This is a genomic window from Pedobacter westerhofensis (genome assembly GCF_900182595.1).
Classification (GTDB): Bacteria; Bacteroidota; Bacteroidia; order Sphingobacteriales; family Sphingobacteriaceae; genus Pedobacter; species Pedobacter westerhofensis.
In genome coordinates this window covers 266677-292427 of the sequence record NZ_FXTN01000006.1, presented here as the reverse complement: position 1 = coordinate 292427, position 25751 = coordinate 266677, and the positions used below count along the sequence as shown (strand labels likewise).

At 44.1% G+C, this 25751-nt stretch carries 26 protein-coding genes; 12 read left to right on the top strand and 14 right to left on the bottom strand.

Annotation, left to right across the window (positions count from 1 at the left end; translation table 11 throughout):
• Positions 1 to 21: 21 nt before the first annotated feature.
• Together ypfJ and gltX are read right to left on the bottom strand one after the other, a co-directional pair.
• Positions 22 to 864 (bottom strand): KPN_02809 family neutral zinc metallopeptidase, encoded by an 843-nt coding sequence (ypfJ, locus tag FN831_RS13765; RefSeq protein ID WP_142528752.1) that lies wholly within the window; start codon positions 862 to 864, stop codon positions 22 to 24.
• 71 nt (positions 865 to 935) lie between these two features.
• Entirely contained in the window at positions 936 to 2444 is a 1509-nt protein-coding gene (gene gltX, locus FN831_RS13760) for a glutamate--tRNA ligase (RefSeq protein WP_142528751.1), read from the bottom strand.
• An 89-nt stretch (positions 2445 to 2533) separates the two neighbouring features.
• Here gltX and FN831_RS13755 point away from each other — a divergent pair, with 89 nt between their 5' ends.
• From FN831_RS13755 to FN831_RS13745, 3 genes are read left to right on the top strand one after another with little or no spacing between them, the layout of a single operon-like run.
• Complete coding sequence (locus FN831_RS13755) at positions 2534 to 3748, top strand: sensor histidine kinase (protein ID WP_142528750.1); 1215 nt, start codon at positions 2534 to 2536, stop codon at positions 3746 to 3748.
• Positions 3729 to 4220, top strand: a complete 492-nt coding sequence (locus tag FN831_RS13750) for a DinB family protein (RefSeq protein WP_142528749.1) — start codon at positions 3729 to 3731, stop codon at positions 4218 to 4220. The genes FN831_RS13755 and FN831_RS13750 overlap by 20 nt, the downstream gene beginning before the upstream one ends.
• The gene (locus FN831_RS13745) at positions 4217 to 4645 is read left to right on the top strand and encodes a hotdog fold thioesterase (protein WP_142528748.1); all 429 of its coding nucleotides are present in this window, start codon (positions 4217 to 4219) and stop codon (positions 4643 to 4645) included. Before FN831_RS13750 ends, FN831_RS13745 begins: the two co-directional genes overlap by 4 nt.
• Before the next feature lie 27 nt (positions 4646 to 4672).
• On the opposite strand, the gene FN831_RS13740 is transcribed toward FN831_RS13745, so the two are convergent.
• A complete protein-coding gene (locus FN831_RS13740; RefSeq protein ID WP_142528747.1) occupies positions 4673 to 4855 on the bottom strand; it encodes a hypothetical protein in 183 nt (60 codons plus the stop codon).
• Between the two features lie 176 nt (positions 4856 to 5031).
• On the opposite strand from FN831_RS13740, the gene FN831_RS13735 reads away from it, so the two are divergent.
• The 5 genes from FN831_RS13735 to FN831_RS13715 all read left to right on the top strand — a co-directional run bounded on the left by FN831_RS13735 (position 5032) and on the right by FN831_RS13715 (position 12437).
• Positions 5032 to 5652, top strand: a complete 621-nt coding sequence (locus FN831_RS13735; protein ID WP_142528746.1) for a TetR/AcrR family transcriptional regulator — start codon at positions 5032 to 5034, stop codon at positions 5650 to 5652.
• On the top strand, positions 5649 to 6965 hold the full coding sequence (locus tag FN831_RS13730; RefSeq protein WP_142528745.1) for a TolC family protein: 1317 nt from the start codon (positions 5649 to 5651) through the stop codon (positions 6963 to 6965). The genes FN831_RS13735 and FN831_RS13730 overlap by 4 nt, the downstream gene beginning before the upstream one ends.
• 19 nt (positions 6966 to 6984) lie before the next feature.
• Positions 6985 to 8049 carry an HlyD family secretion protein gene (locus FN831_RS13725; protein ID WP_142528744.1) on the top strand — a complete coding sequence of 355 codons (1065 nt, stop codon included), beginning with the start codon at positions 6985 to 6987 and terminating at the stop codon, positions 8047 to 8049.
• A gap of 5 nt (positions 8050 to 8054) precedes the next feature.
• Entirely contained in the window at positions 8055 to 9602 is a 1548-nt protein-coding gene (locus FN831_RS13720) for a DHA2 family efflux MFS transporter permease subunit (RefSeq protein WP_142528743.1), read from the top strand.
• Between the two features lie 249 nt (positions 9603 to 9851).
• Positions 9852 to 12437, top strand: a complete 2586-nt coding sequence (locus FN831_RS13715; RefSeq protein WP_246101514.1) for a phosphoenolpyruvate carboxylase — start codon at positions 9852 to 9854, stop codon at positions 12435 to 12437.
• 60 nt (positions 12438 to 12497) lie between these two features.
• Here FN831_RS13715 and ygiD read toward each other — a convergent pair whose 3' ends face one another.
• From ygiD to FN831_RS13695, 4 genes are all read right to left on the bottom strand, one after another.
• The gene (gene ygiD / locus FN831_RS13710; protein WP_142528741.1) at positions 12498 to 13325 is read right to left on the bottom strand and encodes a 4,5-DOPA-extradiol-dioxygenase; all 828 of its coding nucleotides are present in this window, start codon (positions 13323 to 13325) and stop codon (positions 12498 to 12500) included.
• Positions 13326 to 13413: 88 nt separating this feature from the next.
• Positions 13414 to 14226, bottom strand: a complete 813-nt coding sequence (locus FN831_RS13705) for a hypothetical protein (RefSeq protein WP_142528740.1) — start codon at positions 14224 to 14226, stop codon at positions 13414 to 13416.
• 9 nt (positions 14227 to 14235) lie between these two features.
• Positions 14236 to 14772: a heavy-metal-associated domain-containing protein gene (locus FN831_RS13700; RefSeq protein WP_142528739.1), complete on the bottom strand. Its 537-nt coding sequence runs from the start codon at positions 14770 to 14772 to the stop codon at positions 14236 to 14238.
• A gap of 79 nt (positions 14773 to 14851) precedes the next feature.
• Complete coding sequence (locus FN831_RS13695) at positions 14852 to 15250, bottom strand: HYC_CC_PP family protein (RefSeq protein ID WP_142528738.1); 399 nt, start codon at positions 15248 to 15250, stop codon at positions 14852 to 14854.
• A gap of 177 nt (positions 15251 to 15427) precedes the next feature.
• On the opposite strand from FN831_RS13695, the gene FN831_RS13690 reads away from it, so the two are divergent.
• Together FN831_RS13690 and FN831_RS13685 are read left to right on the top strand one after the other, a co-directional pair.
• A complete protein-coding gene (locus tag FN831_RS13690; protein ID WP_142528737.1) occupies positions 15428 to 16138 on the top strand; it encodes a peptidylprolyl isomerase in 711 nt (236 codons plus the stop codon).
• Between the two features lie 51 nt (positions 16139 to 16189).
• On the top strand, positions 16190 to 16960 hold the full coding sequence (locus tag FN831_RS13685; RefSeq protein WP_142528736.1) for an exodeoxyribonuclease III: 771 nt from the start codon (positions 16190 to 16192) through the stop codon (positions 16958 to 16960).
• Here the strand turns inward: FN831_RS13685 and FN831_RS13680 are convergent.
• The 7 genes from FN831_RS13680 to FN831_RS13650 form a co-directional block, all read right to left on the bottom strand.
• Complete coding sequence (locus FN831_RS13680; RefSeq protein WP_142528735.1) at positions 16957 to 17523, bottom strand: 5-formyltetrahydrofolate cyclo-ligase; 567 nt, start codon at positions 17521 to 17523, stop codon at positions 16957 to 16959. The genes FN831_RS13685 and FN831_RS13680 overlap by 4 nt on opposite strands.
• A gap of 133 nt (positions 17524 to 17656) precedes the next feature.
• Positions 17657 to 18217, bottom strand: a complete 561-nt coding sequence (gene efp, locus FN831_RS13675) for an elongation factor P (protein WP_142528734.1) — start codon at positions 18215 to 18217, stop codon at positions 17657 to 17659.
• A 151-nt stretch (positions 18218 to 18368) separates the two neighbouring features.
• Complete coding sequence (locus FN831_RS13670) at positions 18369 to 18986, bottom strand: ABC transporter ATP-binding protein (protein ID WP_142528733.1); 618 nt, start codon at positions 18984 to 18986, stop codon at positions 18369 to 18371.
• Positions 18987 to 18995: 9 nt separating this feature from the next.
• Complete coding sequence (lpxA, locus tag FN831_RS13665; RefSeq protein ID WP_142528732.1) at positions 18996 to 19781, bottom strand: acyl-ACP--UDP-N-acetylglucosamine O-acyltransferase; 786 nt, start codon at positions 19779 to 19781, stop codon at positions 18996 to 18998.
• Entirely contained in the window at positions 19778 to 21190 is a 1413-nt protein-coding gene (locus tag FN831_RS13660) for a bifunctional UDP-3-O-[3-hydroxymyristoyl] N-acetylglucosamine deacetylase/3-hydroxyacyl-ACP dehydratase (protein WP_142528731.1), read from the bottom strand. Before FN831_RS13660 ends, lpxA begins: the two co-directional genes overlap by 4 nt.
• Positions 21180 to 22262, bottom strand: a complete 1083-nt coding sequence (gene lpxD / locus FN831_RS13655; protein ID WP_142528730.1) for a UDP-3-O-(3-hydroxymyristoyl)glucosamine N-acyltransferase — start codon at positions 22260 to 22262, stop codon at positions 21180 to 21182. The genes FN831_RS13660 and lpxD overlap by 11 nt, the downstream gene beginning before the upstream one ends.
• Positions 22263 to 22382: 120 nt before the next feature.
• Positions 22383 to 23612 (bottom strand): HD domain-containing protein, encoded by a 1230-nt coding sequence (locus FN831_RS13650; RefSeq protein WP_142528729.1) that lies wholly within the window; start codon positions 23610 to 23612, stop codon positions 22383 to 22385.
• 105 nt (positions 23613 to 23717) lie between these two features.
• Here FN831_RS13650 and porX point away from each other — a divergent pair, with 105 nt between their 5' ends.
• Positions 23718 to 25271 carry a T9SS response regulator signal transducer PorX gene (gene porX / locus FN831_RS13645; RefSeq protein WP_142528728.1) on the top strand — a complete coding sequence of 518 codons (1554 nt, stop codon included), beginning with the start codon at positions 23718 to 23720 and terminating at the stop codon, positions 25269 to 25271.
• An 11-nt stretch (positions 25272 to 25282) separates the two neighbouring features.
• Entirely contained in the window at positions 25283 to 25705 is a 423-nt protein-coding gene (gene tsaE / locus FN831_RS13640; RefSeq protein WP_142528727.1) for a tRNA (adenosine(37)-N6)-threonylcarbamoyltransferase complex ATPase subunit type 1 TsaE, read from the top strand.
• Positions 25706 to 25751: the final 46 nt, after the last annotated feature.

Here is a 25751-nt window from a genome sequence, read left to right as displayed (position 1 = left end):
TCATACCTATCGATGTCTTCATTAAAGTTTCGAAGTGTTAAAAGTATCACCCTGGCTGATATCCCCGGTATCAAAACCTTTTTTAAACCAGTATACGCGCTGCGCAGAGGTTCCGTGTGTAAAAGCATCCGGCACTACCTCGCCCTGTGCCTGCTTTTGTAACTTATCATCGCCAATAGCGTTGGCCGCATTGAGCGCTTCTTCAAGGTCTCCGGCATCCAGCGCAATATCCTTTGCGTTATTTGCTTTGTTAGCCCATAATCCGGCATAAAAATCTGCCTGCAATTCCAGCTTTACGGATAACTTGTTGTATTCTGTTTCGCTCAGCGAGCCGCGGGCCTGCTGCATTTTATCTGAAGTACCCAGCAGGTTTTGTACGTGGTGGCCTACCTCATGTGCAATCACATAGGCCTGTGCGAAATCGCCGTTTACACCAAAACGGTCTTTCAGCTCCTTATAAAATTCTAAATCGATATAAACTTTATGATCTGCAGGGCAGTAAAATGGCCCCACGGCAGAACTTGCGTAACCGCATCCGGATTGCTGGCCCCCGGTAAACAGCTTGAGGGAAGGATCTTCATATTCCTTGCCCATCTCCTGAAACTGTGCTTCCCATACCCTGTCTGTAGAACCAAGCACGTCTGAAACAAATTTCCCGCCTTCGTCCTGCGGTCTTCCCTGTTTTACATCCGTCTGTTCAGTATTCCCTACAGGCATTTGAGAAACTAATCCGGTAAGGTCTTTCCCAAAAAACATCCCTACGAGAACAATAAGGATACCTATGCCACCGCCAACAACTTTTCCGCCACCGGAGCTGCCGCGGGCATCTTCGATATTATCACTTCCCTTACCGAAAAACTTCATAAAATGTCTTTAATTTGATATAACAATTTGTATCGTCAATTGTTATACCAAATCAGTTCAATTTAATAAACTTATTCGAAAGCGGCCAGTGCTATAGAGATCCTGCTCTGGGTTTCTGCCGTTCCGAGCGTAAAAGCGATATCAAAAACACCTGGTCCAAATTTACCTCCCACCAGCATAATACGGAAAGGAAGCATCAGTTCGCCCGGTTTCAAAGCATGTTCTGCCGCAAGCTCTTTAAATTTTTCTTCCATTTGAATTGCAGACAAACCATCAGTAAGGGAAGCAGCAAAAGCATTAAAAAACGCAGCTTTTTCTGGCGTCCATTTTGCTTTTACGGCAGCCAGGTCATATTCTGCAGGAGCCGCAAAGAAGTATTTGCTCTGGGCAATAAAATCACCGAGCAGGTTACAGCGGTCCTTTACCAGATCGATCACCTTTAAAGCATAGGCATCATCATTCAATGCGATTCCTTTTGCCTCAAACTCCTCCTTTACTGTTGCCAGCAGGTTATGGGCATCCGCACGTTTAATCCATTCATGGTTATACCATTTGGCTTTCTCAAAATCAAATTTCGCTCCGGCTTTACTGATCCTTTCAACAGAGAATTTTTCGGTTAGCTCAGCTAATGTGAAAACCTCCTGGTCAGTCCCGTCATTCCATCCGAGCATGGCCAGTAAGTTTACAAAGGCTTCCGGCATAAAGCCGAGTTCTTTAAACCCTTTGGTCAGGTCTCCGGTTTTAGGATCGGTCCAGTTTTGTGCATATACAGGAAACCCTAATCGGTCACCATCACGTTTGCTCAGTTTTCCGTTGCCATCAGGCTTTAGGATCAGCGGTAAATGTACCCATTGCGGCATTTCATCTTCCCATCCCAGGTATCTCCATAGCAGGATATGTATGGGTGCAGAGGGCAGCCACTCCTCTCCCCTGAAGATATGGCTGATTTCCATGGCCCGGTCATCCGCTACTACGGCAAGATGATAGGTAGGCATCCCGTCTGCTTTTAAAAGCACTTTATCATCAATAAGGTTCGTATCAAAACTCACATGGCCGCGGATCATGTCTATAAAAGAAACATGTTCATCTTCCGGCATCTTAATCCTGATGACATGGGGAGTATGCTGTGCTAAAAGTGCGCTCACTTCATCTGCCGAAAGCGTAAGGGAATTCCTCATCTGCATCCGCGAAGCCTGTCCGTAGAGAAAGTTAGGAACTTCCTTACGTTTGGCATCCAGCTCTTCAGGGGTATCAAATGCGTAATAAGCATTTCCGCTGTCAATCAGCCGCTCTGCATATTGTCTGTATGATGGTTTGCGCTCACTCTGGCGGTACGGTCCAAAGTTGCCCCCCACCAAAGGGCTTTCATCCGGATGGATGCCGCACCAGGCAAGGCAGGATTGTATATATTCCTCGGCACCGGAAACAAAACGGGTTTGATCTGTATCTTCAACACGCAAAATAAACGTGCCATTATGTTTTTTTGCAAACAAATAATTGAATAAAGCTGTGCGTACACCGCCTAAATGAAGGCCTCCCGTAGGACTGGGGGCAAATCTTACTCTAACTTTCTTTTCCATATTCTGAATCACAAAGATATATTTTTTCAGCGCTTGCCGTTCTATTGATATCTTTTTGAATGGTATTTTGTAATTTGCCGGCATAACCTATGAATCCCTACGAAAAAAAGCGGCGCTGGAAGTTCTTCCTGTTAATTTTTGCAATTGTAATTGGTACTGCCTCTGTATTCTACAGCGATTTTTTTGTCAAAAAAATGGAGCGCGAAGAACAAGTTCAGTTTCAGCTATATGTAAAAGTAACCGAGCAATCGCTCGTGATGTATGATGACGACCGCTTTACCGATCTGATCGAGACCATTACCAAGAATACCAAGCTGCCGGTAATCATGACTGACGGCGACGGGCTGATCAACTCCTACCAGGGACTCGACTCTACCAAAACCAATTATGATGTAGAGAAACAGAACAAGAAAACGTACGACCCGGGATATTTTGAACGGGAGCTCCGCAAAATGAAAAAACAGCATCCCGGCACACCCATCATCGGTTTGGACGGAAAAATCTGGCATATCTATCACAAAGACTCGTTTATCCTGACGCAGCTGCGCTATTTTCCCTATATCCAGCTGGCTGTAATTGCGCTGTTCCTGCTTACGGCATACGTAGCCTTCAGCTCGGCCCGGAGATCCGAACAGGACCAGGTATGGGTAGGTATGGCCAAAGAAACTGCCCATCAGCTGGGAACCCCCATCTCCTCACTGATGGCCTGGGTAGAGCTGATGAAATCACGCTTTGATGCAGAAGACGACCCATTGATTGCAGAGATGGAAAATGATATCAAAAGACTGGAAGTAATTACCGACAGGTTTTCCAAAATCGGTTCCAAGCCTGTGCTGGAGGACCATGTGGTGTATACCGTAATCAGTAATTTTATCCAGTACTTTCAGCTGCGTACCTCAGATAAGGTCAAATTTACCATTACCGGAGACGATCAGGTACGGGCATTGCTCAATGTCCCATTGTTCGACTGGGTAACGGAAAACCTGCTGAAAAATGCTGCCAACGCGATAGAAAACGAAGGAAGCATTACCGTTAATATTATTGAACATCTTGCAAAAGAGGAAGTATTTATCGATATTACCGATACAGGCAAAGGGATTCCGAGATCTAAGTTTGATGCGGTTTTCCAGCCTGGTTATACCACAAGAAAAAGAGGCTGGGGATTGGGCCTGTCTCTCACCAAACGTATCGTGGAGAACTATCACAGCGGACAAATATTTGTAAAGGACTCGGAGGTTGGTAAAGGCACCACCTTCAGGATTATTCTGAAAAGCAGTATTACCTATGAACCCACATCAACCTAAAGTTTACGCCGATTATCCAGCACTTGTTAAAGGGGATGCGCTGGAACTCCTGGCACGTCAGGCCACAGAATTCCCTGAATTTTTGGAAAGCCTCAGCCACAAAGCAGGCTATGCTTATGCGCCTGGAAAATGGACCATCGCAGAGATGGCAGGGCATATTATTGATACGGAACGGATTCTCATTTACCGTTTAACGGCGGTTATCCGCGGAGAGCAAAGCCCGCTCCCGGGTTTTGATGAAGATGAATATGTGCTCCGTGCACATTTCCCGGACCGCAGCCTGCAAAGTTTTGCCGAAGAGTTCAATCTAATGAGAAGAGCAAACCTGTTCCTTTTCCGCTCGCTCAGTGAAGAGGAACTGAACAGGACTGGTGTTGCGTCAGGTAAAGAGATCAGTGCCCGCCGCCTAATGCTTACCATCGCAGGGCATCTGCTGCACCACATCGCCATCATCCACGAAAGATATTTATGATCTGGTTCAAAGCATTTGAGCTTCAGTGGCTAAACGATATGCCCAAAAACCATCTTGGCGGTTTGCTGGATATTCGTTTTACCGAGTACGGGGACGACTTTCTAACGGCGACTATGCCTGTTGATGAGCGTACCCATCAGCCTGCAGGTATTCTGCACGGCGGTGCATCTGTCGTCCTTGCAGAAACGCTGGGCAGCATTGCCTCATCCCTGTGCATAGATCCGGCACGTTTCCAGGCGGTAGGACTGGAGATCAACGCCAACCATTTGCGCCCGGTTAAAAGCGGCAGGGTTACCGGAATATGCAAGCCCCTGCACAAAGGCGCAAAAACACACGTGTGGGAGATTAAAATTTATGATGAAAGGGGAAAGATGAACTGTATCAGCCGCCTGACTGTTGCCATTATCCCAAAATCTCAATCATAAAGCCGCCCTAAGGCGCTTTATGTGATACTAATGTACCCTTCCTTTTACGATAGAGCCCAGGAAAATCGCTCCAAATATAAATCCGATGATCGCGCCCAGAATCGTCCATCCAAAGCTTCCTGAAATTACCGCAGCGGTAAATCCACCAAAAAACAGGCCTAAAACGTAATAAACCCAATCAAAATTATTTGTATTTTCTTGCTTAATCATCTTAATATACTTTGTGCCAAAGGTATTGAATTATTTTAAAATACAAATAATTACATCCTTTATCCTCCTCTAATACGTATTATCATTGTCAGGTCTTTGTAATTAATCTTTAAAATTACAACATCTTATAAAAATCAATCAATCGATTGATTAGTTTTGTGCCATCAAATCAGACAATGGAAAAGCCAGACAAAAGAAGCAGCATTTTAGCGGCAGCAGAAGTCCTCTTCTCTGAACTCGGATACGAAGGTACTTCAACCCGTCAGATCGCAAAAGAATCCGGTGCAAACATGTCCATGATCAATTATTACTTCGGTTCTAAAGAAGGAGTGTTTCTGGAGATCATGAACAGGAGAATGGAAAATTTTAAGGCAGAACTTACCATCATTGACGAATACAAAATCTCTCCGATGGAGAAATTGTTCATGGTAGTTGAAGGATATGCACAAAGAATTTTAGCGAACTGCTCATTTCATAAGATGATGCACAGGGAACTTTCCCTTGCTCAGCGCCCCGAGATGTATAATAAAGTAAAAGCTGCGATGACCGGAAACCTGATGGTAATTGAAAGGATTATCCATCAGGGCATAGCAGATGGCAGTTTCAGGCCTATAGACATACGGATGTTAATGGCTTCCCTAATGGGCACCATTACCTATGTGGCTACGATGCCTTCCAAAATTACTGATGGATCTGTATTAGACATCACCATCCCAAAAGATAGGGAAATATTAACTGAACGACTAATTACACACTTAAAGGACCTGGTAATTACGTATTTAACACCCAAACAATGATACACAGAACAATTAAACTGAGTTGCTTCGCTCTCCTGTTGCCAGGCATCCTCTACGCGCAAAACGTAAAAAAACTAACTATACAGGAAGCTATTCAGCTTGGGGTAGAAAATAGCAAGAATCTGAAGCTGTCTCAGAATAGAATTGAGCAGAACATGGCTCAGCTGGATATCGTTAAAGACAATGCTCTTCCTTCTGCAAGTGCAAGCGCGATTTATAATCACGCAGAAATCCCGACAAATCAGCTCACAATTGGTGGTGCTGATCCGATCAACCTGCCTAAACGCGCAGATGCTTATATCGGCCTTGCCTCAGTTTCCCAGCTCGTATATGGTGGCGGCAAACTGAAATATGCAAGGGAAAGCACCAAACTGCTTGCCGATGTTGCCCGCCTCGATGCTGATAAAGTGAAAGAAGAAGTAACTTTTGCAGCGATAGATACCTATTATGCTTTATATAAGTTATCCCAAAGCCACCAGGTAGTTGACCAGAATCTTGAATCCATCGCCAGCCAGCTGAAACAGGCCGAGCGTTTCTTTGAGCAGGGCATTGTAACAAAAAATGATGTACTGAGATTTCAGCTGCAGCAATCCAATGTTACCTTAACCAAACTTGAAATCGAAGGGAACCAGAGGATCGTAAACTATAACCTTGATGTTTTACTGGGCCTGCCGGAAGATACTCAGATTGAAATTGCAGATCCTGCCGGAGATGCCATGGCTATGGAGCCGCTGGCGAACTATCTGGACAGGGGTATGACTACACGTCAGGAACTAAAAGAACTTGATCTTCGTAACAAGGCCGCAGACTTTGATATCAAATCTGTAAAAGCAAATACGCTCCCTACCTTCTCTCTTGGTGCAGATGTATATTACATTAATCCGAGCGGCAATTTCATCCCTTCAAACCATGAATATATTGTACCGATGACTGTCGGCGCTACCCTTTCATGGAATATCGGCAATTTATGGACCAATAAAAATAAGGTCAGCAAAGCCAGGATCCAGCAGGATGAATTCGTGATCCAGAAAACGATCCAGAGCGATAACGTAAGAACAGAGATCAATAAAAACTATCAGAACTATCAGGTAGCTAAAAATAAAATTAATGTCCTTGAAACCTCAATTGCACAGGCAACTGAGAATGACAGGCTTTATGCTTCAAGATACAAAAACAATGTAGCCTCCGTAACCGACAGAATTGATGCCGAAACCTTGTTGTTCCAGGCAAAAATCAATCTTGAAATTGCAAAGGCAGATGCCGGTATAGCTTATTATACCTTATTAAAATCAACAGGAAAAATTTCTCAATAACATCAAATCCACGCTAGTAATGACAACAGAATCAACAACAGAAACGACAATCGAACCTCAGAAGAAAAGTAAAATTGTCCCTATAATATTAGCTGTACTAATCCTTATAGGTGCCATATTCGGCATAAAAGAATATTTGTACTTTAGTAAACACGTTGATACAGATGATGCGCAGATCGACGGCGATATCAGCACTGTAGTTGCCCGTGTAGGAGGGTATGTTAAAGAGATCAAGTTTGAAGAAAACACAGCAGTAAAGGAAGGCGATACGCTGCTGACGCTTGATGACCGCGATTACAAAGTGAAACTGGAACAGGCAATGGCTACCCAAAAAGGTGCAAATGCAGGTGTTGGGGTTTCACAATCCCAGATCATCGCCATCTCTGCAAACACAAGCACAGCAAAATCAAACATTGAATCTGCTAAGGTAAAATTATGGCAGGCACAGAAAGATTTTGACCGCTATGCCAACCTGATCAAAGACGGTTCAATCACACAACAGCAGTTTGACCAAGCCAAAGCAACCAGAGATGTTGCACAGGCTACATATGATGCGGCCAAAGATCAGTATACCGCTGCGATCAAGCAGGTAGGTACTACCAAATCACAGCTTGCAGTAAGCAGCAACAGTGTTTCTGAACGCCAGTCGGAAGTAGATTTTGCCAAACTGCAATTGTCATACACCAATATCACTTCTCCGGCTACAGGTATCGTAGGTAAGAAAAGCATCCAGAAAGGACAATTGATCCAGGCTGGCCAGTCGCTGTTCTCTATTGTAAATGATAACAGTTTATATGTAACCGCGAACTTTAAAGAAACCCAGCTTGAAGAAATTCATTCTGGTTTAAAAGTGGATATCGTTGTAGATGCTTATCCTGATCAGCACATTGCCGGTGAAGTATATAACTTTTCTCCTGTAACAGGTGCCAAAGGCTCATTACTGCCTCCGGACAACGCAACGGGTAACTTTGTAAAAGTTGTTCAGCGTGTTCCGGTAAAAATCAAGATTAAAGCGAACAAAGATATACTGAGTAAATTACGTCCGGGCATGAGCGTGAACGTTTCTGTATCAACAAAAGACTAAATAAAATGGCCGAACAGGGTTTTACAAAATGGATAATCACGTTTACGGTGATCACAGCCTCTTTACTGGAGCTGATTGATACAACTATCGTAAACGTGGCATTACCACAAATTCAGGGAAACCTGGGTGCAACCTTAGAGGATATCGCCTGGATTTCTACCGGGTACGCAGTTGCAAACGTAATAGTCCTGCCCATGTCGGGCTGGCTGGGGAGCCGGTTCGGACGAAAGAACTATTTCCTTACCTCCATCATTGTTTTTACAATCGCCTCTTTCCTTTGCGGCAACGCTACTTCACTGGAAGAACTGATTGCATTCCGTATCCTTCAGGGTATTGCCGGAGGCGGGCTGATTTCTACCGCACAGGCTATTCTTTTGGAGACCTGGCCGCGGGAAGATGTGGGTATTGCAACAGCTTTATTTGGATTAGGTGCTGTTGTTGGGCCTACCGTAGGGCCAACGATCGGTGGATATATCATTGACATCAGCAGCTGGCCATGGATCTTCTATGTAAATATTCCCGTTGGGATTCTCGCCGCATACTGTACCTACACCTATATACGAACGACGCCCAAGACGGGACAGGGACAACCGGTAGACTGGTGGGGCATCGGACTGCTGGCAGTAGCCGTAGGAAGTTTACAAACGGTACTTGAAAAAGGTGAAACGGAAGATTGGTTCGCCACACCATATATCACGGTACTGGCTGTTGCTTCGGTCTTAGGCCTGTTATTGTTTATCTGGAGGGAAATGAGTACCGACCACCCTATTGTGAACTTTAAGATCATGCGCCACCGGAGCTTTTCGGTGGGGATGGTTACGTCCTTTATCCTGGGTTTCGGATTATACGGATCAGTATTCGTATTCCCCGTATTCTGTCAGAATTTGCTGGGCTTCTCTGCATTACAAACGGGAGAGTTGTTGTTCCCGGGTGGTCTTTGTACCATCATGATGATGCCTTTTATAGGGATGTTCCTTAAAAAAGGGATTCCGGCGCAGTTTATGGCTACGATAGGGATGTTCCTCTTCTTTGTTTTCTGTAATATGTTAAGCAAATCGACGCTGGCTTCGGGTACAAATGATTTCTTCCTGCCGCTGGTGATCAGGGGCGTTGGTATGGCATTGTTATTCGTACCGCTGACTACACTTGCGATCCAGGACCTGAAGGGTGCAGAGATTGGCCAGGGCTCAGGATTAAATAACATGATGAGGCAATTGGGCGGATCTTTTGGGATTGCTGCCTTAACAACGCTGATCCATACCCGTCAGGGCTTCCACAGAAGCAACCTGCTCACAAATCTGAATGAAGGAAACCCGATCTTTATCACGCGTTTCAATGCCTTCATCGGTAATTTTATGAGCAAGGGCTTCTCTATGTCTGACGCCAGGCATATGGCCACCCAGGCAATGGAAGGTAATCTGATCAAGCAAAGTTTGCTGTTAACCTATAGCGATGCCTACTGGGTAGCAGGAATGGTGATGCTTTGTTCTATTCCGCTGCTTTATCTGCAGAAATTTAAAAAGAACGTGGAGATTCCGGCAGATGTGCACTAAACAAAAATAGTATGATATGAAAAATGGCTGTCCTTTTGAGACAGCCATTTTTTTTCCAAAAAAATCACGATTTACTGCGATTGTTGCTACACAACAACTTGATTATACTTTTAAATGTTTGAAAAACCTTTCTGAAAGCAATTTATAGTTTATTTGTCAGCAAACCAAAATAAATTTATTAACATTATTCTATAGATCTTACAGTCATTTTTCTTAGCTTCAGCGCGTAAAAATTTACCCTTAGTAATCATGCAGAAACCAAGATTTACAGGCCAGAGAGAATCCATATTCAACAACGAAGTTGTCTCCAGATTTGAACTGTACAATAGCCTGTTCCTAACCCTCCCATTTTATAAAATCAAGGATACAGGTACGCTCCTGCCTCTTTTTATTAAATATTGCGAAGACGGAGTGAAGAATCAGAAGACGCCTGCTGAAATCATTAATGTCTTTTTTGAAAAATATACACAGGCGGCAAATGCCAAAGATATAATAGACTTATTGTTCAGGTTCATTCAGTATATTGAGCGCCAGGTGGTGTTATTTGACGCCGTGGAAGATGCTTCTTTCACAAAATTAAATACTGCCGAAGGCCAGAGCTCACTACGCTCGATGTTAAAAAAGAGCGAATCCAGTGAAGATGTATACCAGAAAACAGCTCAGCTGATCGACGATCTTTCCCTGCGCCTTGTGCTTACCGCACACCCAACTCAGTTTTATCCGGGAAGCGTCCTTTCCATTATTACTGACCTTACTGCGGCCATCAAGATTAACGACATTGTGAGCATCAACCAGCTCCTGCAACAACTTGGAAAAACGCCGTTTTTCAATAAAACCTCCCCTACACCAGTGGATGAGGCCCTTAGCCTTTCATGGTACCTGGAAAATGTGTTTTACTTTGCTGCGGCCAATATCCAATCTGAAATAGACAGCAGCCTTGAAGAATACAACATTCCTACCAAAAAGGCGATTGAGCTGGGCTTCTGGCCGGGCGGCGACAGGGACGGGAATCCTAATGTGCATGCAGAAGATACCATGCAGGTTTCCAAAATGCTGCGCCAGATCCTCTTCCGCTGCTATTACAGGGATTTCAGGAAACTGAAACGCAGGATTACCTTCAGAGGTGTGGAAGAAGTGATCTACAAAGTGCAGGATACGCTGTATAAAAATGCTTTTGATACCAACATTGTTCCTGAAAATATTTCTGATTTCCTGACTGATAACCTTAACCTGATCAAATCTACCCTGATCGAATCCCATGACGGCCTCTTTGCTGATCTTGTGGATGATCTTTTGCGCAAGGTAGAGTTATTCGGCAGCCACTTCGCATCGCTTGATATCCGTCAGGACAGCAGGGTGCTGCGTGATGTACACGCCTACTGCCGTCAGAGCAAGCCGATCATCTCCCTTTTCCCTGAAAACTATGATGATCTGTCAGAGACTGAAAAAATAGAGCAGCTTTCTTTCAAAAGTGCCAAAGTAAATTATACCGGCGAAGCCAGTGCGCTGATCCAGGATACCCTGCAAACTATCGCAGAGATCAAACAGATCCAGCAAAGCAATGGCGAACTGGCCTGTCACCGCTACATTATCAGTAACTGCCAGCAGGCTTCCGATATTTTACAGCTGATTGAACTGTTCCTTTGGAATGGCTGGGAAGAAGATCAGCTGACGGTCGATTTTGTCCCTCTTTTTGAAACTGTGGGCGATCTGCAGGTTGCTGCAGATATTATGGATCTTCTGTATTCACATCCATTCTACAGAAAACACCTGGAAAGCAGGGGCAACAGACAGGATATCATGCTTGGTTATTCAGACAGTACCAAAGACGGAGGTTACCTGACAGCAAACTGGTCTATTTTCAATGCCAAGGTAGCACTGACTGCAATCTCAGAAAAACACAATATCCGGCTGGCATTCTTTGACGGCCGCGGTGGCCCTCCTTCAAGAGGCGGTGGAAAAACACATTTGTTCTATGCTTCCATGGGCAAGGAGATTGCCAACAAGAATATCCAGTTAACGATACAGGGCCAAACAATCAGCTCTCAGTACGGATCTATCGACAGCGCGGGGTTCAACATCAGCCAGCTGATCAATGCCGGTATATCTGCTGGAATGAAGGAAAAACACAATGTGCTGCTGGACCCGCTGCACAAGGATATCCTTAATGTGATGTCGAAGGACAGCTTTGAATCATTTGTGAACCTGAGAGAGCACCCGCTTTTTATGGGTTACCTGGAACGTTACTCGCCGCTCAGCCTGTTATCAAAGATCACGATCAGCAGCAGGCCTGTAAAAAGAAGTTCAGGAGAAAAACTGCGCCTGGAAGACCTCCGCGCGATCAGCTTTGTAACCTCATGGGGACAGCTGAAACAGAATATCCCGGGATTTTACGGTATCGGTACCGCACTGAAAAATCAGGAAGAAGCAGGAAACTGGGAAAATATCCGTCAAACGTACCAGGAATCAGGCTACTTCAAAACGATCATCGACAATTGTATGATGTCCATGAGCAAGGCTGATTTCTCCATTACCGCACATTTTGCCAATGATCCTGAATACGGTGATTTCTGGAAAATGCTGAACAGCGAATATGAACGTTCAAAAGAGATGCTGCTGAAACTTGCCGGTCATGAAACCTTAATGGAAAACTATCCGGTAGAAAAAAGATCCGTTGCCGTGCGCGAGAAGATCATTCTTCCACTGGTGCTGATCCAGCATTTTGCCCTGGAAAAACTCCAGGAAGAACTGAATGAGGAAGAAGTACAATCTTACCAGAAACTGGCGATCCGTACAGTGTACGGAATTGTCAACGCAGGCAGGAATTCTGCGTAAACAGAAATAGTTTGAACAAGAAAGGCGCCCTGCATGCGCCTTTCTTGTTTTATATGATCTTTATCCTATCCTGACTGATGTCATCGTTAATGACCCTCCAACCGCCTTGTCATTAAACAGGCTAACCTCGTCCATATCATTTTGTAAACCCAGTGTGTAAAGCAAGGGCAAATAATGCTCTGGTGTGGGTATAGCCAACATAGCGGCACTGCCCAACCTTTTGTAATCCATCAGAGGCCTGTGATTCCTGTTCATGATCAGGTTCTTAAACTGATCATTGATCTCCATCGCCCAGTCGTAACCGCCGCCGTTCATCATTTCCCAGCTCAGCATTCTCAGGTTGTGCACCATATTTCCGCTACCCATGATCAGCACTCCCTTGCGCCTCAGCTGATAAAGTTCCCTGGCCAGTTCGTAATGTGCTTTGGGATCTTTTGTATAATCCATGCTCAGCTGCAACACCGGGATGTTAGCCTCAGGAAACATATGTGCCAGAACCGTCCATGCCCCGTGGTCAAGCCCCCAGTCGTGATCCAGTTCTACAGTGGTGCTGGTAACGAGACCTGACAGTTCGCGCGCGAGTTCCGGACTGCCCGGAGCAGGATATTCCGCATCAAACAATGCCTGGGGGAAGCCCCCAAAATCATGGATGGTCTTTGGGAAATTCATCGCCGTCACAGCAGTTCCTCTGGTAAACCAATGCGCAGAAACTACCAGTACTGCTTTGGGAACCGGCATCGTACGGCCTATATCCGCCCACTTGCTGCTAAATTCGTTATCTTCAATACCGTTCATCGGAGATCCGTGCCCTATAAACAACACCGGCATTAGTTCATCACCGATGGGAAGATTATCCGTTAAATTTCTGAGTTGCGAGAGGTTTGCCATATTTATATGCAGCCATTTTAATCAAAAGGCTGCATGCAAAAATAAAAGAAATTATCGCGGCAACATTTGATGTATGATAAGAAACAGCCTATTTCAGGGCATTGAAAAAATTAAACTCTGCACGTACCAGGTACATGTTTTTATTGAACCTGCCGTATATACCGCCTGCGGCCTGAAACCTGTAACCCAGGTCAAACCTGGTCCTGCTGTTTAGGATGATCTGAACTGCAGGAGCGAAATCCAGATACGAATTTCCGTTTGCAGGGTTTGTTTTGCCCAGTACTTCAAAATAGACATTAAAATTAGGTTGATTGTAATTTTTATAATGGACAGGCAGCACAAGATATCCGGAGGACAGGCTGTAACTGATCAGCTCATCCGGCTGGGGCATTCCCGCAACACGGCGGCTGTCTTTTACAAAAGCCTTCATATAACTTAAGTTAGCAGACAGGGCTAGTTTATGCAGCAGCTGCGTAACCACGATCCCGCCCTGTGCGCCACTGTTATCCCCTTCCAGATTAATATCTTCTGTATAAAGGGGGCGTTTACTGGTACTCAGTTTGCCATAAGCGCCCGCTCGGAAATGCCTCTGGGACTCGTCCAGGGATAAAAACCGGTACTTCGCATATATACTGCCGCCCTCAAGCCTGTAATTTCCATCCATATCAGACAGGAAAGCCTGGCCATGCACCATCAGGTTTTTATTAAAGCTGAGCATGATTTCCGGAATAGTCCTGTTCATTTTTCCGCCACGGAAAATCCCTTCGTTGGTTAGCCTTAGGCCCAGGGATTTCGCCGGCATATTACTTGCCGGCTCCGTGAAAACATAAAGTTCCTGCGCATATCCAGGCATGGCAATGCCAAGCAGTACTGTGAGTACAGCTGAAATCAAGTATCTCATTTCCCGTCTTTAGATACTCAGGTGAACAATACGCGTTTCTCTGCCCTTTACCGTACCACGGCCACTCTGATAGGAATCCAGCTTTAACTGGGCCACATTTTTTTTGAAGGCCGGAGAACTGATAAAATCCTTGTCAAGCACCTTTGCGGCCACTGGCCCGTCGAGCGTTTTGCTTTTGGCATTGGTAAACCTGAAAACAGTATTGCCTGTTTGCGCCAAACCAGAGCTGTCGATGAAGGTCTGATTGAAATTGATTGTTGCAGACAGCTGTCCAATGGAAAAACCAGCATCCTGAACTTTATCCCTGATCTGATCGAGATTTACCTGCTGGTCTTTTTTAAAAGTGAGCACAAAAATATTTTTTTCCAGGTCGGGCCTGATAGTTTCAATAAAACCGAGGCTTTTTAAAGAAGTTTCTGTTGCTTTTGAGCACATGGAACAGGTTAAGCCGTTTACCTGTAATTCTGCTTTTGAAATTTTTTGGGCAAAAATCTGTCCGCTGGTCAATAATCCCGCTAACAGCATTAAATATTTGAAAGTTTTCATCGTATGTTTTCTAAAAATTTGAACTCAGTAAATTCATTCCACAGGATATTCCTGCAGAAATTCTCAATTCATTCCTGGTCTAATTTCTGAAAACGCAGTGATACGCATAGAGGGAAAAACGCGCAGAAAAGGGCGGCGCCTTATTTTCTATACTGCTGAATAATTTTGGCAGAACATTTTCTATAGCTTCCCATACGAGAGGGAAAAAAAACAGCTGGATGCTAAAGTTTTTTGGAAGGCTGATCGCGGATCCGGACTGATGACTGTCTTTAATTTTTGCATCAACAGCAGTATTTTTACAGCATTTACCGGCAGCTGCCTTTTTTTCAGCAGCCATACAGCCTTTGCATTTGGCTGTCTCCATAAAATGAACTGAGGATAAATTATCTCCGCAAAAATGCAGGCTCAAGGCTACCCCAATTACACTGATCAGGTAAAAGGCGCACAATCCAAGGGCTATTTTTTGTCTTAATTTCATCCGGATATTTAGCTTTTTAGCTATACTGCCTGTCTTTTATCTACCGGCATTACCAGCAAAATTAACAATAAATTATTGAGAATAACAATTTGATTCGTTGAAATTAAATGTGAAGGTACATGTCTTCATATTTTAGAAAAGCAAAATTCTCTCTTAACTTAGCGACAAATAGCAACTATGCGCAAAATTTTAACCTTTCTGCTGGCTATATGCTGCTGTACTGTTTTTGCAGCCAGGCCAAAACATCAGTACGTTAAAATCAAAACCGATCAGGGCGAATGTATCATCCTGTTGTACAACAGTACTCCCCTGCACCGGGATAACTTTATTAAACTCGTAAAAAAGGATTTTTATAATGGCAGTTTATTCCACAGGGTGATCAAACGCTTTATGATCCAGGGCGGCGACCCCGACTCCAAAAATGCCGCTGCGGGTAAAGAGCTGGGAAATGGAGACGTTGGATATACCATACCGGCAGAATTCCGTGACAGCCTGTTCCATAAAAAAGGCGTGCTTGCCGCAGCAAGAGACGATAATCCCGAAAAGGCTTCCAGCGGCTGCCAGTTTTATATTGTTCAGGGCAAGACTTTTAATGATGCACAGCTGGACAGCGTAGAAACCAAACGCCTTCATTTTAAACTTCTGCAATGGCAGCGTGACATCTACAAAAAACAGGGCGGAAGCCCTCACCTGGACAGGAAATATACCGTATATGGTGAGGTGGTCAAAGGCATTGAGCTGGTGGACACCATTGCCCTGATGCCCGTAGACACCAACGACCGCCCGCTGAAAGATGTGAAGATGACAGTGAGCCTGCTCAAAAGAAGAGCAGCACGCAGATTGGAAAAAGCATTCCAAAAAGACCATATTACGATATCAAATTATTAGAATGGATCCTGCGCAGCAAGCTTCATTACAAATAAAAGCAATATAAACAGGATGAAAATAATATCTTACAATGTGAACGGGATCCGTTCTGCAACAACAAAGAACTTTTTTGGATGGCTGCAATCAACTGATGCAGACATGATCTGCCTTCAGGAGGTAAAAGCGCTGCCGGTACAAATCCCTGAGATCATTGAGCTGATCGAACAGCTGGGCTACCATCATTACTGGTTTAGCGCAGAAAAAAAAGGCTACAGCGGCGTAGCCATCTTCAGCAAGATCAAACCCAACCATGTAGAATATGGCTGCGGCGAGGAGTGGATAGATAAAGAAGGGCGCATTTTAAGGGCCGATTTTGACACTTTCTCCCTGATGAGCGTGTATCTGCCGTCCGGCTCTTCCGGAGAGGACAGACAGGCTAAAAAATATGAATTCATGAGATTTTTTGAGGGCTACATCAAAACGCTCAGAATCAACATGCCTAACCTGATTATTTCAGGTGATTATAATATCTGTCACACCGCTATGGATATTCATAATCCAAAATCAAATGCAAATTCATCAGGCTTCCTGCCACAGGAAAGGGAATGGATGCAATTATTCCTTGATGGCGGATTTATAGACACTTTCAGGCACTTTAATAAGGACCCGCACCATTATACCTGGTGGAGTTTCAGGGCCGGGTCAAGGGGCAAAAACCTGGGCTGGCGCATCGATTACCATTTGGCTACGGTACCTATGCTGCACAGACTGCAGAATGTAACCATCCTGCCAGACGCAATCCATTCAGATCATTGCCCGGTACTGCTCGAAATTGAAGCTTAAGTTCTGAAATCGTAAATCTTTTCAGGTGTAAGGCAGAGATCCAGCTTCACATCATGAGCGTGGGCATCAGAGATGATATCCACGCTTTCAAAAAGCGAGAGCCCTACTTTTAGGGTATCCAGTCCTTCCAGGAACCTGTCGTAAAATCCCCTGCCATAACCTACCCTGTATCCCCTGCTGTCAAATGCAAGCAAGGGCACCAGAACCATATCAATTTTTCCGTTGTAGTGTTCATCAAGGACAGGTTCCGGAATATTAAAAAGACTTTTCTGAAGCCCTTCCTCTCCCTGGTAATGATGATGGGTCATCAATGAAGTGCTGAAATCTGCCTTCGGGACAATGATTTTTATCCCGGGATGCTGCGCTTTCAGCCATTTGATCAGCATAAAAGTATCCGGTTCATTTTTCTCTCTGATGGGCAGGAAAAAATGTATGGTCTCAACGTCCTGAAAATCCAGCGTAATAAACTGACTGAGCAATTTTTCACTGAGGCTCAGCACCTGCTCAAAACTTAAAGCTTTTCTGCGTGCCGCTTCCTGTTTTCTGACTTCCGCTTTGTTCATTTGGATAAAGTGTGTACCGGGGATTGACGGTGCAGCATGCAAGATAATACAAAAGCCCGTAAAAAAGTAAGGCTTCGGGAACCACTCCGAAGCCAAAATCAACCTAAACCTAAAACTAAACTATGAAAAATTCTTATTTTACTCTTTCTACGTAATCACCGGTACGTGTATCAACCTTTACTTTATCGCCCTGGTTGATAAACATGGGTACCCTGATCTCCACTCCGGTTTCTACTGTTGCATATTTCTGTGCACTGGTAGAAGTATCCCCTTTAACAGCGGGCTCCGTGTAAGTAATCTCCAGTTCAACGTTTTGCGGCATTGACGCTACAATCGGTTCTTCACTTTCGAATGAGATAATTACGTTCATTCCTTCTTTTAAAAACTTAACGGCTTCACCAAACAAGGTTTTAGGCACGTTATACTGTTCAAAAGAATTGATATCCATTACTACAAGGAAATCTCCATCCTCGTACAAATATTGGTAATCACTGGTTTCTACGCGACAAATCGTTACCTCTTCGTCTGTGCGGAACCTGTACTCCACCAGTTTCCCGGTTTTAACATTCCGCATTTTGGCCTGATAGAAAGCCCTTAAATTACCAGGAGTACGGTGAAGAAACTCTTCCACCTGCGTCAACTCACCGTTGAAACGAAGGATGTTACCGCTTTTTACTTCTGATGCTTTTGCCATTTTATTTGAAATTGTTGCTTTTACGATCAGCGCCATTTCGTGCCGCAAAGGTAAAAACTATTTATGAATCCCACAAGGTTTATTTGAAATTTTATTTATAAAGTTATTTAAAGCCCAATTCATGACACTTTTCTTGCAATTGAGCGCAATATTAATCTTTATAGTCCGTTATACTTATTAAATTTTCGCAAAACGAGTACTCAATTTCCTGATTAGAGCCCACTAAAACCAGCTTTTCTGCGGTAAAATCTTTAATAAGCTCATGATACCAGCCTATTCCCTGTACATCCAGGTTAGAAGTTGGCTCATCCAGCAGCAGTATCGGTGTATCCGTACAGCAGGCAAGCGCCAGCTTTGTGCGCTGCTTCATACCCGATGAAAAGTACTTTAAAGCTTTATCCTGTGATTTGGCCAGCCCAAGGATGTCCATCAGGCCCGCAGAAGACAGGCCGGGATAAAAGGATTTGAATTTGAAATGGAATTCTATGGTTTCCTGCAGGGTAAATTCTTCTACAAGATCAAGGTAGGGAGCCGCAAAGCTCAGCTGCGTATAGATTTTTTCTACCGGGATAATTTCAGCGGCCGTATAGGTCACTGACCCTTCTGAAGGGGCCAGGCTTCCGAGGATCACACTTAACAGGGTAGATTTTCCCGAGCCATTGGGGCCAAGGATAGCATATTTGCCGGCAGCGCTGAACTGGTAGCTGAAATTCCGAAAAATCCACTCCTGGTTAAACCTTCTGCCGGCATCCTTTAAATCGATCGTCATCAATGATGATTAGCTTACTGTACCGAAACCTTTCATTACGCCACGGTTAGAATTGCGGATGAAATCTACAATTTCATCACGGATCTCCGTAGGTGCAAATTCGGCTTCTATTTTGTCAAGTGCTTTAGTCACATTATTGTGCTTCACAAAAAGCACCCTGTATATCTCCTGGATCTCATTTATCTTTTCTGAAGAAAACCCGCGGCGCCTTAGCCCCACAGAGTTGATTCCGGCATAAGATAATGGCTCCCTTGCGGCTTTCACATAAGGCGGAACATCTTTACGCACCAGAGAACCACCGGTGATAAAGGCGTGTGAGCCCACTTTAACAAACTGGTGAATGGCTACCAGGCCAGCCAGGACAACATAACTGCCAATCGTAATATGGCCAGCCAGTGTAGTGCTGTTGGAAAATATACAGTGGTCGCCCACTTCACAGTCATGCGCAATGTGCGAATAAGCCTGGATGAGGCAATTGCTGCCGATCACGGTTTTCCATTTATCCTTAGTGCCCCTGTTGATGGTTACGCACTCCCTGATGGTTGTATTGTCGCCAATTTCAGCGGTAGTTACTTCACCTGCAAACTTCAGGTCCTGCGGAACACCGGAGATCACTGATCCCGGGAAGATTTTACAGTTTTTTCCTATTCTGGCGCCGTCCATGATGACAACATTGGACGCAATCCATGTACCTTCACCAATGACAACGTCTTTGTGGATGACCGAAAAAGGCTCAATAATCACATTATCGCCAATTTTGGCGTCCGGATGTATATATGCTAAAGGTTGTATCATGATACGCGTTCGCTTTCTTTTACTTTTGAAATTTGGGCCATCATTTCTGCTTCCACAACAATTTTATCTCCTACCATGCCCACACCTTTCATTTGTGCGATGCCTCTGCGGATCGGTTCCATCAGATCACATCTGAAAACAATCGTATCACCCGGTAAAACCTGGGCCCTGAACCTCACTTTATCGATCTTCAGAAAATATGTAAGGTAATTTCTTGGGTCCGGAACGGTGCTCAGCACCAGGATTCCGCCTGTTTGTGCCATCGCTTCGATCTGGATCACACCCGGAAGTACAGGAGCGCCCGGGAAATGACCTTTGAAGAACTCTTCGTTCATGGTCACATTTTTCACACCAACAACATGCGTTTTTGATAATTCTAAAATCTTATCAATAAACAGAAAGGGCTGTCTGTGCGGCAGGATATCCATGATCTGCACCACATCATAAAGAGGTTTTACAGAGGGGTCATATACTTTTTGTACTTTTTTGTTTTTTTCTTTTTTAATCGCCGCCTTAATTTTTTTAGCGAATGCAATATTCGCCGCATGGCCTGGGCGAGCTGCCATAATATGACCTTTAAGGTGCATTCCTACTAGCGCAAGGTCACCGATCATATCCAGTAATTTATGACGCGCAGGTTCGTTCTGGTAACGCAGCTCCATATTGTTCAGGATTCCCTGAGGGGCCACATCAATTTTTTCTCTCTTAAATATTTTAGCCAGGTGGTCCAGTTCATCCCTGGTCACCTCTTTATCTACGATAACAATCGCATTATTTAAATCACCGCCTTTGATCAGATTGTTCTGCAGCTGGTATTCCAGTTCATGCAAAAAACAGAAAGTACGGCATGAGGCAATTTCGTCTTTAAATTCAGCAATGCTTGAAATCACCGCATGCTGACTGCCCAGTACGGGAGAATTGTAATCGATCATACAGGTAAACCTGTAATCCTCCAGCGGCATCGCTACAATTTCTACTTTTCTGTCGGTTTCAGTATAGATGATGTTATGGGGGATCTGAAAATATTCGCGGTCAATGTCCTGCTGCACCACACCTGCACTTTCAAGTGCTTCAACAAATAATATCGCGCTGCCATCCATGATCGGAGTTTCCGGCCCATCCAGTTTCATCAGGATATTGTCCAGGTCCATTCCAACAAGAGAAGCCATTACATGTTCTACAGTGCTGATACTGGCACCGTTCTGTGTAATTGTTGTGCCTCTGGCGGTATCCGTTACATTGTCGCAGTCAGCATCTACCACAGGTTGCCCCGGCAGATCGATACGCTGAAATTTAAAACCGTGGTTCTCAGGTGCCGGACAAAAAGTTAAGGTAACATTTGCTCCTGTATGCAGGCCTACCCCCTGTACAGAAACTTCGCTTTTTATAGTTTTTTGTTTAACGTTCATTATTGTTGTGTGTAGTACTAACTATGCTATGATCGGACTCTCTTTTTAGTTCAGCCTCTATTTTTGTAATACGTTTTTCTATATCCGGAAGATGTTTAAACAGTACTGAAGCACGCATCCAGTCCCTCAGGGGCTGGGCTGGCGTACCATGCCATTGTTTATTTTCTTCTGTAATATTAGAATTGATACCCGCCTGTGCGCCGATTTGCGTACCATTGGCGAGCGATAAATGGCCGGCAATGCCTACCTGTCCGCCAACAACAGATTTTTTACCTATTTTACTGCTGCCGGATATTCCTGCCTGGGCAGCAACAACAGTGTTTTCACCAACCTCAACATTATGTGCAATCTGGATCAGGTTATCAAGTTTCACACCTTTTCTGATAAAGGTAGAACCCATTGTTGCCCTGTCGATAGCCGTATTTGCGCCAATTTCCACATCATCTTCAATGACAACGTTTCCGATCTGTGCAATTTTTGAATAGGTGCCGTCCGGCTGCGGTGCAAATCCAAATCCGTCACTGCCGATAACGGTGTTGGAATGGATCACAACACGATCGCCAATCACAGAGCGGTTATAGATTTTTACGCCCGGGTGAATGGTATTTGCTGAACCGATTTTGGAATCCGTGCCAATAAAAACCTGCTGCGACACCTTGGTGTCGTCACCAATTTCTACATTTTCAGAGATATAGGAGAATGCCCCGATAAACACGTTCTTACCGATCTTTGCAGAAGGATGAATAAAACAAGGTTGTTCTATGCCCGATTTGTCAAGAGAGGCGTTGTATGCCTCGTTATACTTTTCGAGCAGCACAGAAAATGCGCTGTACGGATCTTTTACCTTTACCAGCGTACAGCTTACAGGCTGTGAAGGGGAAAAGTCGTCTCCAACAATGACAACAGAGGCGTTTGTTGAATATATATAGTGTTCGTACTTACGGTTCGATAGAAAACATAAGGCACCTTTTTTACCATCTTCTATTTTTGAAAGTTCTGAAACTGTAATGTTTTCATCTCCTTCAACCTTCCCACTTAAAAAGTCGCTTATCTGCTTGGCAGTAAATTGCATTCTACAAAGTTAAATGTTAAATTGATATGAACAAATATTCCCAACACGCTAATTGTATTAGAATGTCTGTAATCGGAAACTAAAAACGGGATAATAATCGAATTATTTTGTTAAAAAATGCTAAATTATTCGTGGATAGCACAGTATGTGCTTTGTAACGGTCTTATCCAGCGATTCGAGATTGGACAAATCCGAAGCTTTGGCGATATCTATGGTCACATTATTTTTCATCAAAATGTTAATTGTGCTGTTTCCCTCGCCGGTATTGTAAGCCCGGTTGCTAATCACGTCTGTAAAAACGAAATAAGAAACTTCGTTTTGGTTAATTTCAAGACTGAGTTCAGTGTTGTCCCGGATAATTTGCATACGGCTTTCTTCAGGCGGATCGTTACTGATCTCTGTTTTTAACAACTGCCGGTCTACCAGCATATTGCACAACAGCGAAAGGATCCTGTCGGGATGCTCCCTCCAAACCTTGACCGAAGCAAAAATATCCTGATCGTCCAGTCTTGCAAACTGTCCAAGATGAAAGTCTGATTCAAGAAACTCGCTTTTCTTTACATCATTCTTCAAAAAATGCTGCAGGGCCGGCGTAGCAAATAAATCTTCCCCGCGTTCTGCCAGTTCTTTTGCCCGTTTCAGGATCTTCACCAGCAACTGCTCCCCTGCAATTACGGTTTTATGCAGGTATACCTGCCAGTACATCAAACGGCGGGCAACAAGAAACTTTTCTATCGAATAGATTCCCTTTTCTTCAATCACAAGGTGGTCGTCAGCCACATTAAACATCTTGATGATCCTGTCAAAGCTAATCACCCCTTCGCTCACCCCGGTAAAGAAACTGTCGCGGTTCAGGTAGTCCATCCGGTCCAGGTCAAGCTGGCTTGATATCAGCTGCTGCAGGAATTTCTTATGGTACTGCCCGGTAAAAACCTCAATAGCAGTAGTGAGCCTTCCCTTAAACTGGTGGTTCAGTTTCTCCATCATCAGCATCGAGATGTCTTCATGATGAATACCTTTTACCAGCGAATGTTCCAGGGCGTGCGAAAAGGGCCCGTGTCCGATATCATGCAGTAATATGGCAATGGTGGCCGCCTCTTCTTCGGCCTTTGTGATCTCCTGTCCTTTGCTCCGCAGCACTTCTATGGCAAGGCTCATCAGGTGCATGGCGCCCAGTGCATGATGAAAACGGGTGTGCAAAGCTCCGGGATAAACCAAATGTGTCATCCCCAGCTGCTTAATATAGCGCAGGCGCTGAAAAAAGGGATGCGAGACCAGATCGAAGATCAGCTCAGAAGGTATATTGATGAATCCGTATACCGGATCATTTATGATTTTCTTTTTGTTCAATCTTTATAAAATAATTTATACGGTACAAAAATTGCTATTTTTATCCGTACTTAAGAACGGGAGCACTCTTTTTTAAGGAATTATTTACACCTTATACATACTATAATGCAGGAAACCAAGATTCTATGGGCCGATGATGAGATTAACCTATTAAAACCACATATTTTACTGTTAAACGAAAAAGGATATCACGTAACAACATTTACCAATGGTAATGATGCCCTTGAAGCCTTTGGGAAAGAACATTTCGACCTCGTATTCCTCGATGAAAACATGCCCGGCATGAGCGGACTCGAAACCCTCTCTGCGATCAAAAATATTAAAAGTGACATTCCCGTTGTACTAATTACTAAAAGTGAAGAAGAAAATCTGATGGAAGATGCCATCGGATCAAAAATTGACGATTACCTGATAAAGCCGGTAAATCCAAAACAGGTTTTGCTGACGATTAAGAAAATCATCGATAACAAAAGGTTGATCAGTGCCAAAACATCTATGGCTTACCAACAGGATTTCAGGCGACTGGGGATGACGCTGAACGACAAACTGAGCTACGAAGAGTGGGTAGAAGTTTACAAAAAATTAGTTTTCTGGGAACTGGAGCTCGAAAAACTTGACGATCCCCAAATGCATGAAATCCTGACCATGCAAAAATCAGAAGCCAATACCCAGTTCTCAAGGTTTATCGAAGACAATTACCTTGGATGGGTAAACGGCAAGGAAAAAGCTCCTTTGTTATCAAATGAGCTGCTGAAGAAAAAAGCTTTTCCGCTGATCAATTCCACTACACCCGTTTTCTTTATCCTGATCGATAATTTACGGTACGACCAGTGGAAGATCATTAACCCCCTGATTACAGAACATTTCAGACTGGATGATGAAGATATTTATTCAAGTATCCTGCCTACGGCAACACAGTACGCCAGGAACTCCATCTTTTCAGGCCTGATGCCACTCGAAATGGAAAAACGTTTCCCTTCGCTATGGCAGAATGACGATGATGAAGGTGGAAAGAACATGCATGAAGAAGAATTTCTGGCCGACCAGATTAAACGCAGTGTGCGCAAGGACTGTAAGTTCAGCTACCATAAGATCCTGACGTATGACGATGGAAAAGCCCTTACAGAGCAGGTAAATAACCTGATGCAGAACGAATTTAATGCCATCGTATACAACTTTGTAGATATGCTTTCCCACGCCCGTACTGATATGGCGATGATCAGGGAACTGGCAAATGATGATGCGGCCTACCGTTCACTGACCTTATCCTGGTTTGAGCATTCGCCTTTGCTGGAACTGCTGAAAAAGCTGTCGCAGAAACAGTTAAAAATTGTGATCACAACAGATCACGGAACCATTCGCGTAAAACATCCGAGCAAGGTGATCGGCGACAGAAACACCAATACCAACCTGCGTTACAAACAGGGCAGAAACCTCAACTACAATGCAAAAGAGGTTTTTCTGATTAAAAACCCGCATGAAGCACAGTTGCCAAAGATCAATATCAGTTCAAATTATATTTTTGCCAAGGAAGACCGTTATTTTGTTTACCAGAATAACTACAACCAGTTTGTAAATTATTACAACGAGACCTTCCAGCACGGGGGTATATCCCTCGAAGAGATGATCATTCCTATCGCTACCTATAGTTCACGTTAGTTAAGGCAAAAATGAATCTTGAAGTTAACAGTCTGACAGCGTTGGGCAGCGCGGCAAAAGCGCTGCTCAGTTTTGCTGAAGAGGAAAAGGTGTTCATTTTTGAAGGAGAAATGGGTGCCGGAAAAACAACCTTTATCAAGGCCCTTTGTGCCGAACTGGGCGTAGAGGATGTGGTAAGCAGCCCTACGTTTTCCCTGGTCAATGAATATGCAATGAGTACCGGGGTTGTATATCACTTTGATTTTTACCGTATCCGGGATATCCGGGAGGCATATGATATCGGTTATGAGGAATACTTTTATTCAGGCAATATCTGCCTCATAGAATGGCCGGAACGCATCGAAGAGCTCCTTCCGGAGCACTACATTAAAGTGGAGATCAAAGTATTATCTCCCGACAGAAGAGCATTTAACTTTAGTAAAAATTACCTTTAGATGCTTGATTTTCATGTTATTTTTATTAATTTCATTCAAATAAACG

Excerpts from the sequence above, each read along its gene's own strand:
- FN831_RS13670 (WP_142528733.1), bottom strand. The coding sequence starts at position 18,986 with ATGACGATCGATTTAAAGGATGCCGGCAGAAGGTTTAACCAGGAGTGG.
- FN831_RS13705 (WP_142528740.1), bottom strand. The coding sequence starts at position 14,226 with ATGAGATACTTGATTTCAGCTGTACTCACAGTACTGCTTGGCATTGCC.
- ypfJ (WP_142528752.1), bottom strand. The coding sequence starts at position 864 with ATGAAGTTTTTCGGTAAGGGAAGTGATAATATCGAAGATGCCCGCGGC.
- tsaE (WP_142528727.1), top strand. The coding sequence starts at position 25,283 with ATGAATCTTGAAGTTAACAGTCTGACAGCGTTGGGCAGCGCGGCAAAA.
- FN831_RS13660 (WP_142528731.1), bottom strand. The coding sequence starts at position 21,190 with ATGAACGTTAAACAAAAAACTATAAAAAGCGAAGTTTCTGTACAGGGG.
- FN831_RS13715 (WP_246101514.1), top strand. The coding sequence starts at position 9,852 with ATGCAGAAACCAAGATTTACAGGCCAGAGAGAATCCATATTCAACAAC.
- FN831_RS13690 (WP_142528737.1), top strand. The coding sequence starts at position 15,428 with ATGCGCAAAATTTTAACCTTTCTGCTGGCTATATGCTGCTGTACTGTT.
- lpxD (WP_142528730.1), bottom strand. The coding sequence starts at position 22,262 with ATGCAATTTACTGCCAAGCAGATAAGCGACTTTTTAAGTGGGAAGGTT.
- efp (WP_142528734.1), bottom strand. The coding sequence starts at position 18,217 with ATGGCAAAAGCATCAGAAGTAAAAAGCGGTAACATCCTTCGTTTCAAC.
- lpxA (WP_142528732.1), bottom strand. The coding sequence starts at position 19,781 with ATGATACAACCTTTAGCATATATACATCCGGACGCCAAAATTGGCGAT.
- FN831_RS13700 (WP_142528739.1), bottom strand. The coding sequence starts at position 14,772 with ATGAAAACTTTCAAATATTTAATGCTGTTAGCGGGATTATTGACCAGC.
- FN831_RS13725 (WP_142528744.1), top strand. The coding sequence starts at position 6,985 with ATGACAACAGAATCAACAACAGAAACGACAATCGAACCTCAGAAGAAA.
- FN831_RS13755 (WP_142528750.1), top strand. The coding sequence starts at position 2,534 with ATGAATCCCTACGAAAAAAAGCGGCGCTGGAAGTTCTTCCTGTTAATT.
- FN831_RS13735 (WP_142528746.1), top strand. The coding sequence starts at position 5,032 with ATGGAAAAGCCAGACAAAAGAAGCAGCATTTTAGCGGCAGCAGAAGTC.
- gltX (WP_142528751.1), bottom strand. The coding sequence starts at position 2,444 with ATGGAAAAGAAAGTTAGAGTAAGATTTGCCCCCAGTCCTACGGGAGGC.
- ygiD (WP_142528741.1), bottom strand. The coding sequence starts at position 13,325 with ATGGCAAACCTCTCGCAACTCAGAAATTTAACGGATAATCTTCCCATC.
- FN831_RS13745 (WP_142528748.1), top strand. The coding sequence starts at position 4,217 with ATGATCTGGTTCAAAGCATTTGAGCTTCAGTGGCTAAACGATATGCCC.
- porX (WP_142528728.1), top strand. The coding sequence starts at position 23,718 with ATGCAGGAAACCAAGATTCTATGGGCCGATGATGAGATTAACCTATTA.
- FN831_RS13740 (WP_142528747.1), bottom strand. The coding sequence starts at position 4,855 with ATGATTAAGCAAGAAAATACAAATAATTTTGATTGGGTTTATTACGTT.
- FN831_RS13730 (WP_142528745.1), top strand. The coding sequence starts at position 5,649 with ATGATACACAGAACAATTAAACTGAGTTGCTTCGCTCTCCTGTTGCCA.
- FN831_RS13680 (WP_142528735.1), bottom strand. The coding sequence starts at position 17,523 with ATGAACAAAGCGGAAGTCAGAAAACAGGAAGCGGCACGCAGAAAAGCT.
- FN831_RS13750 (WP_142528749.1), top strand. The coding sequence starts at position 3,729 with ATGAACCCACATCAACCTAAAGTTTACGCCGATTATCCAGCACTTGTT.
- FN831_RS13685 (WP_142528736.1), top strand. The coding sequence starts at position 16,190 with ATGAAAATAATATCTTACAATGTGAACGGGATCCGTTCTGCAACAACA.
- FN831_RS13695 (WP_142528738.1), bottom strand. The coding sequence starts at position 15,250 with ATGAAATTAAGACAAAAAATAGCCCTTGGATTGTGCGCCTTTTACCTG.
- FN831_RS13720 (WP_142528743.1), top strand. The coding sequence starts at position 8,055 with ATGGCCGAACAGGGTTTTACAAAATGGATAATCACGTTTACGGTGATC.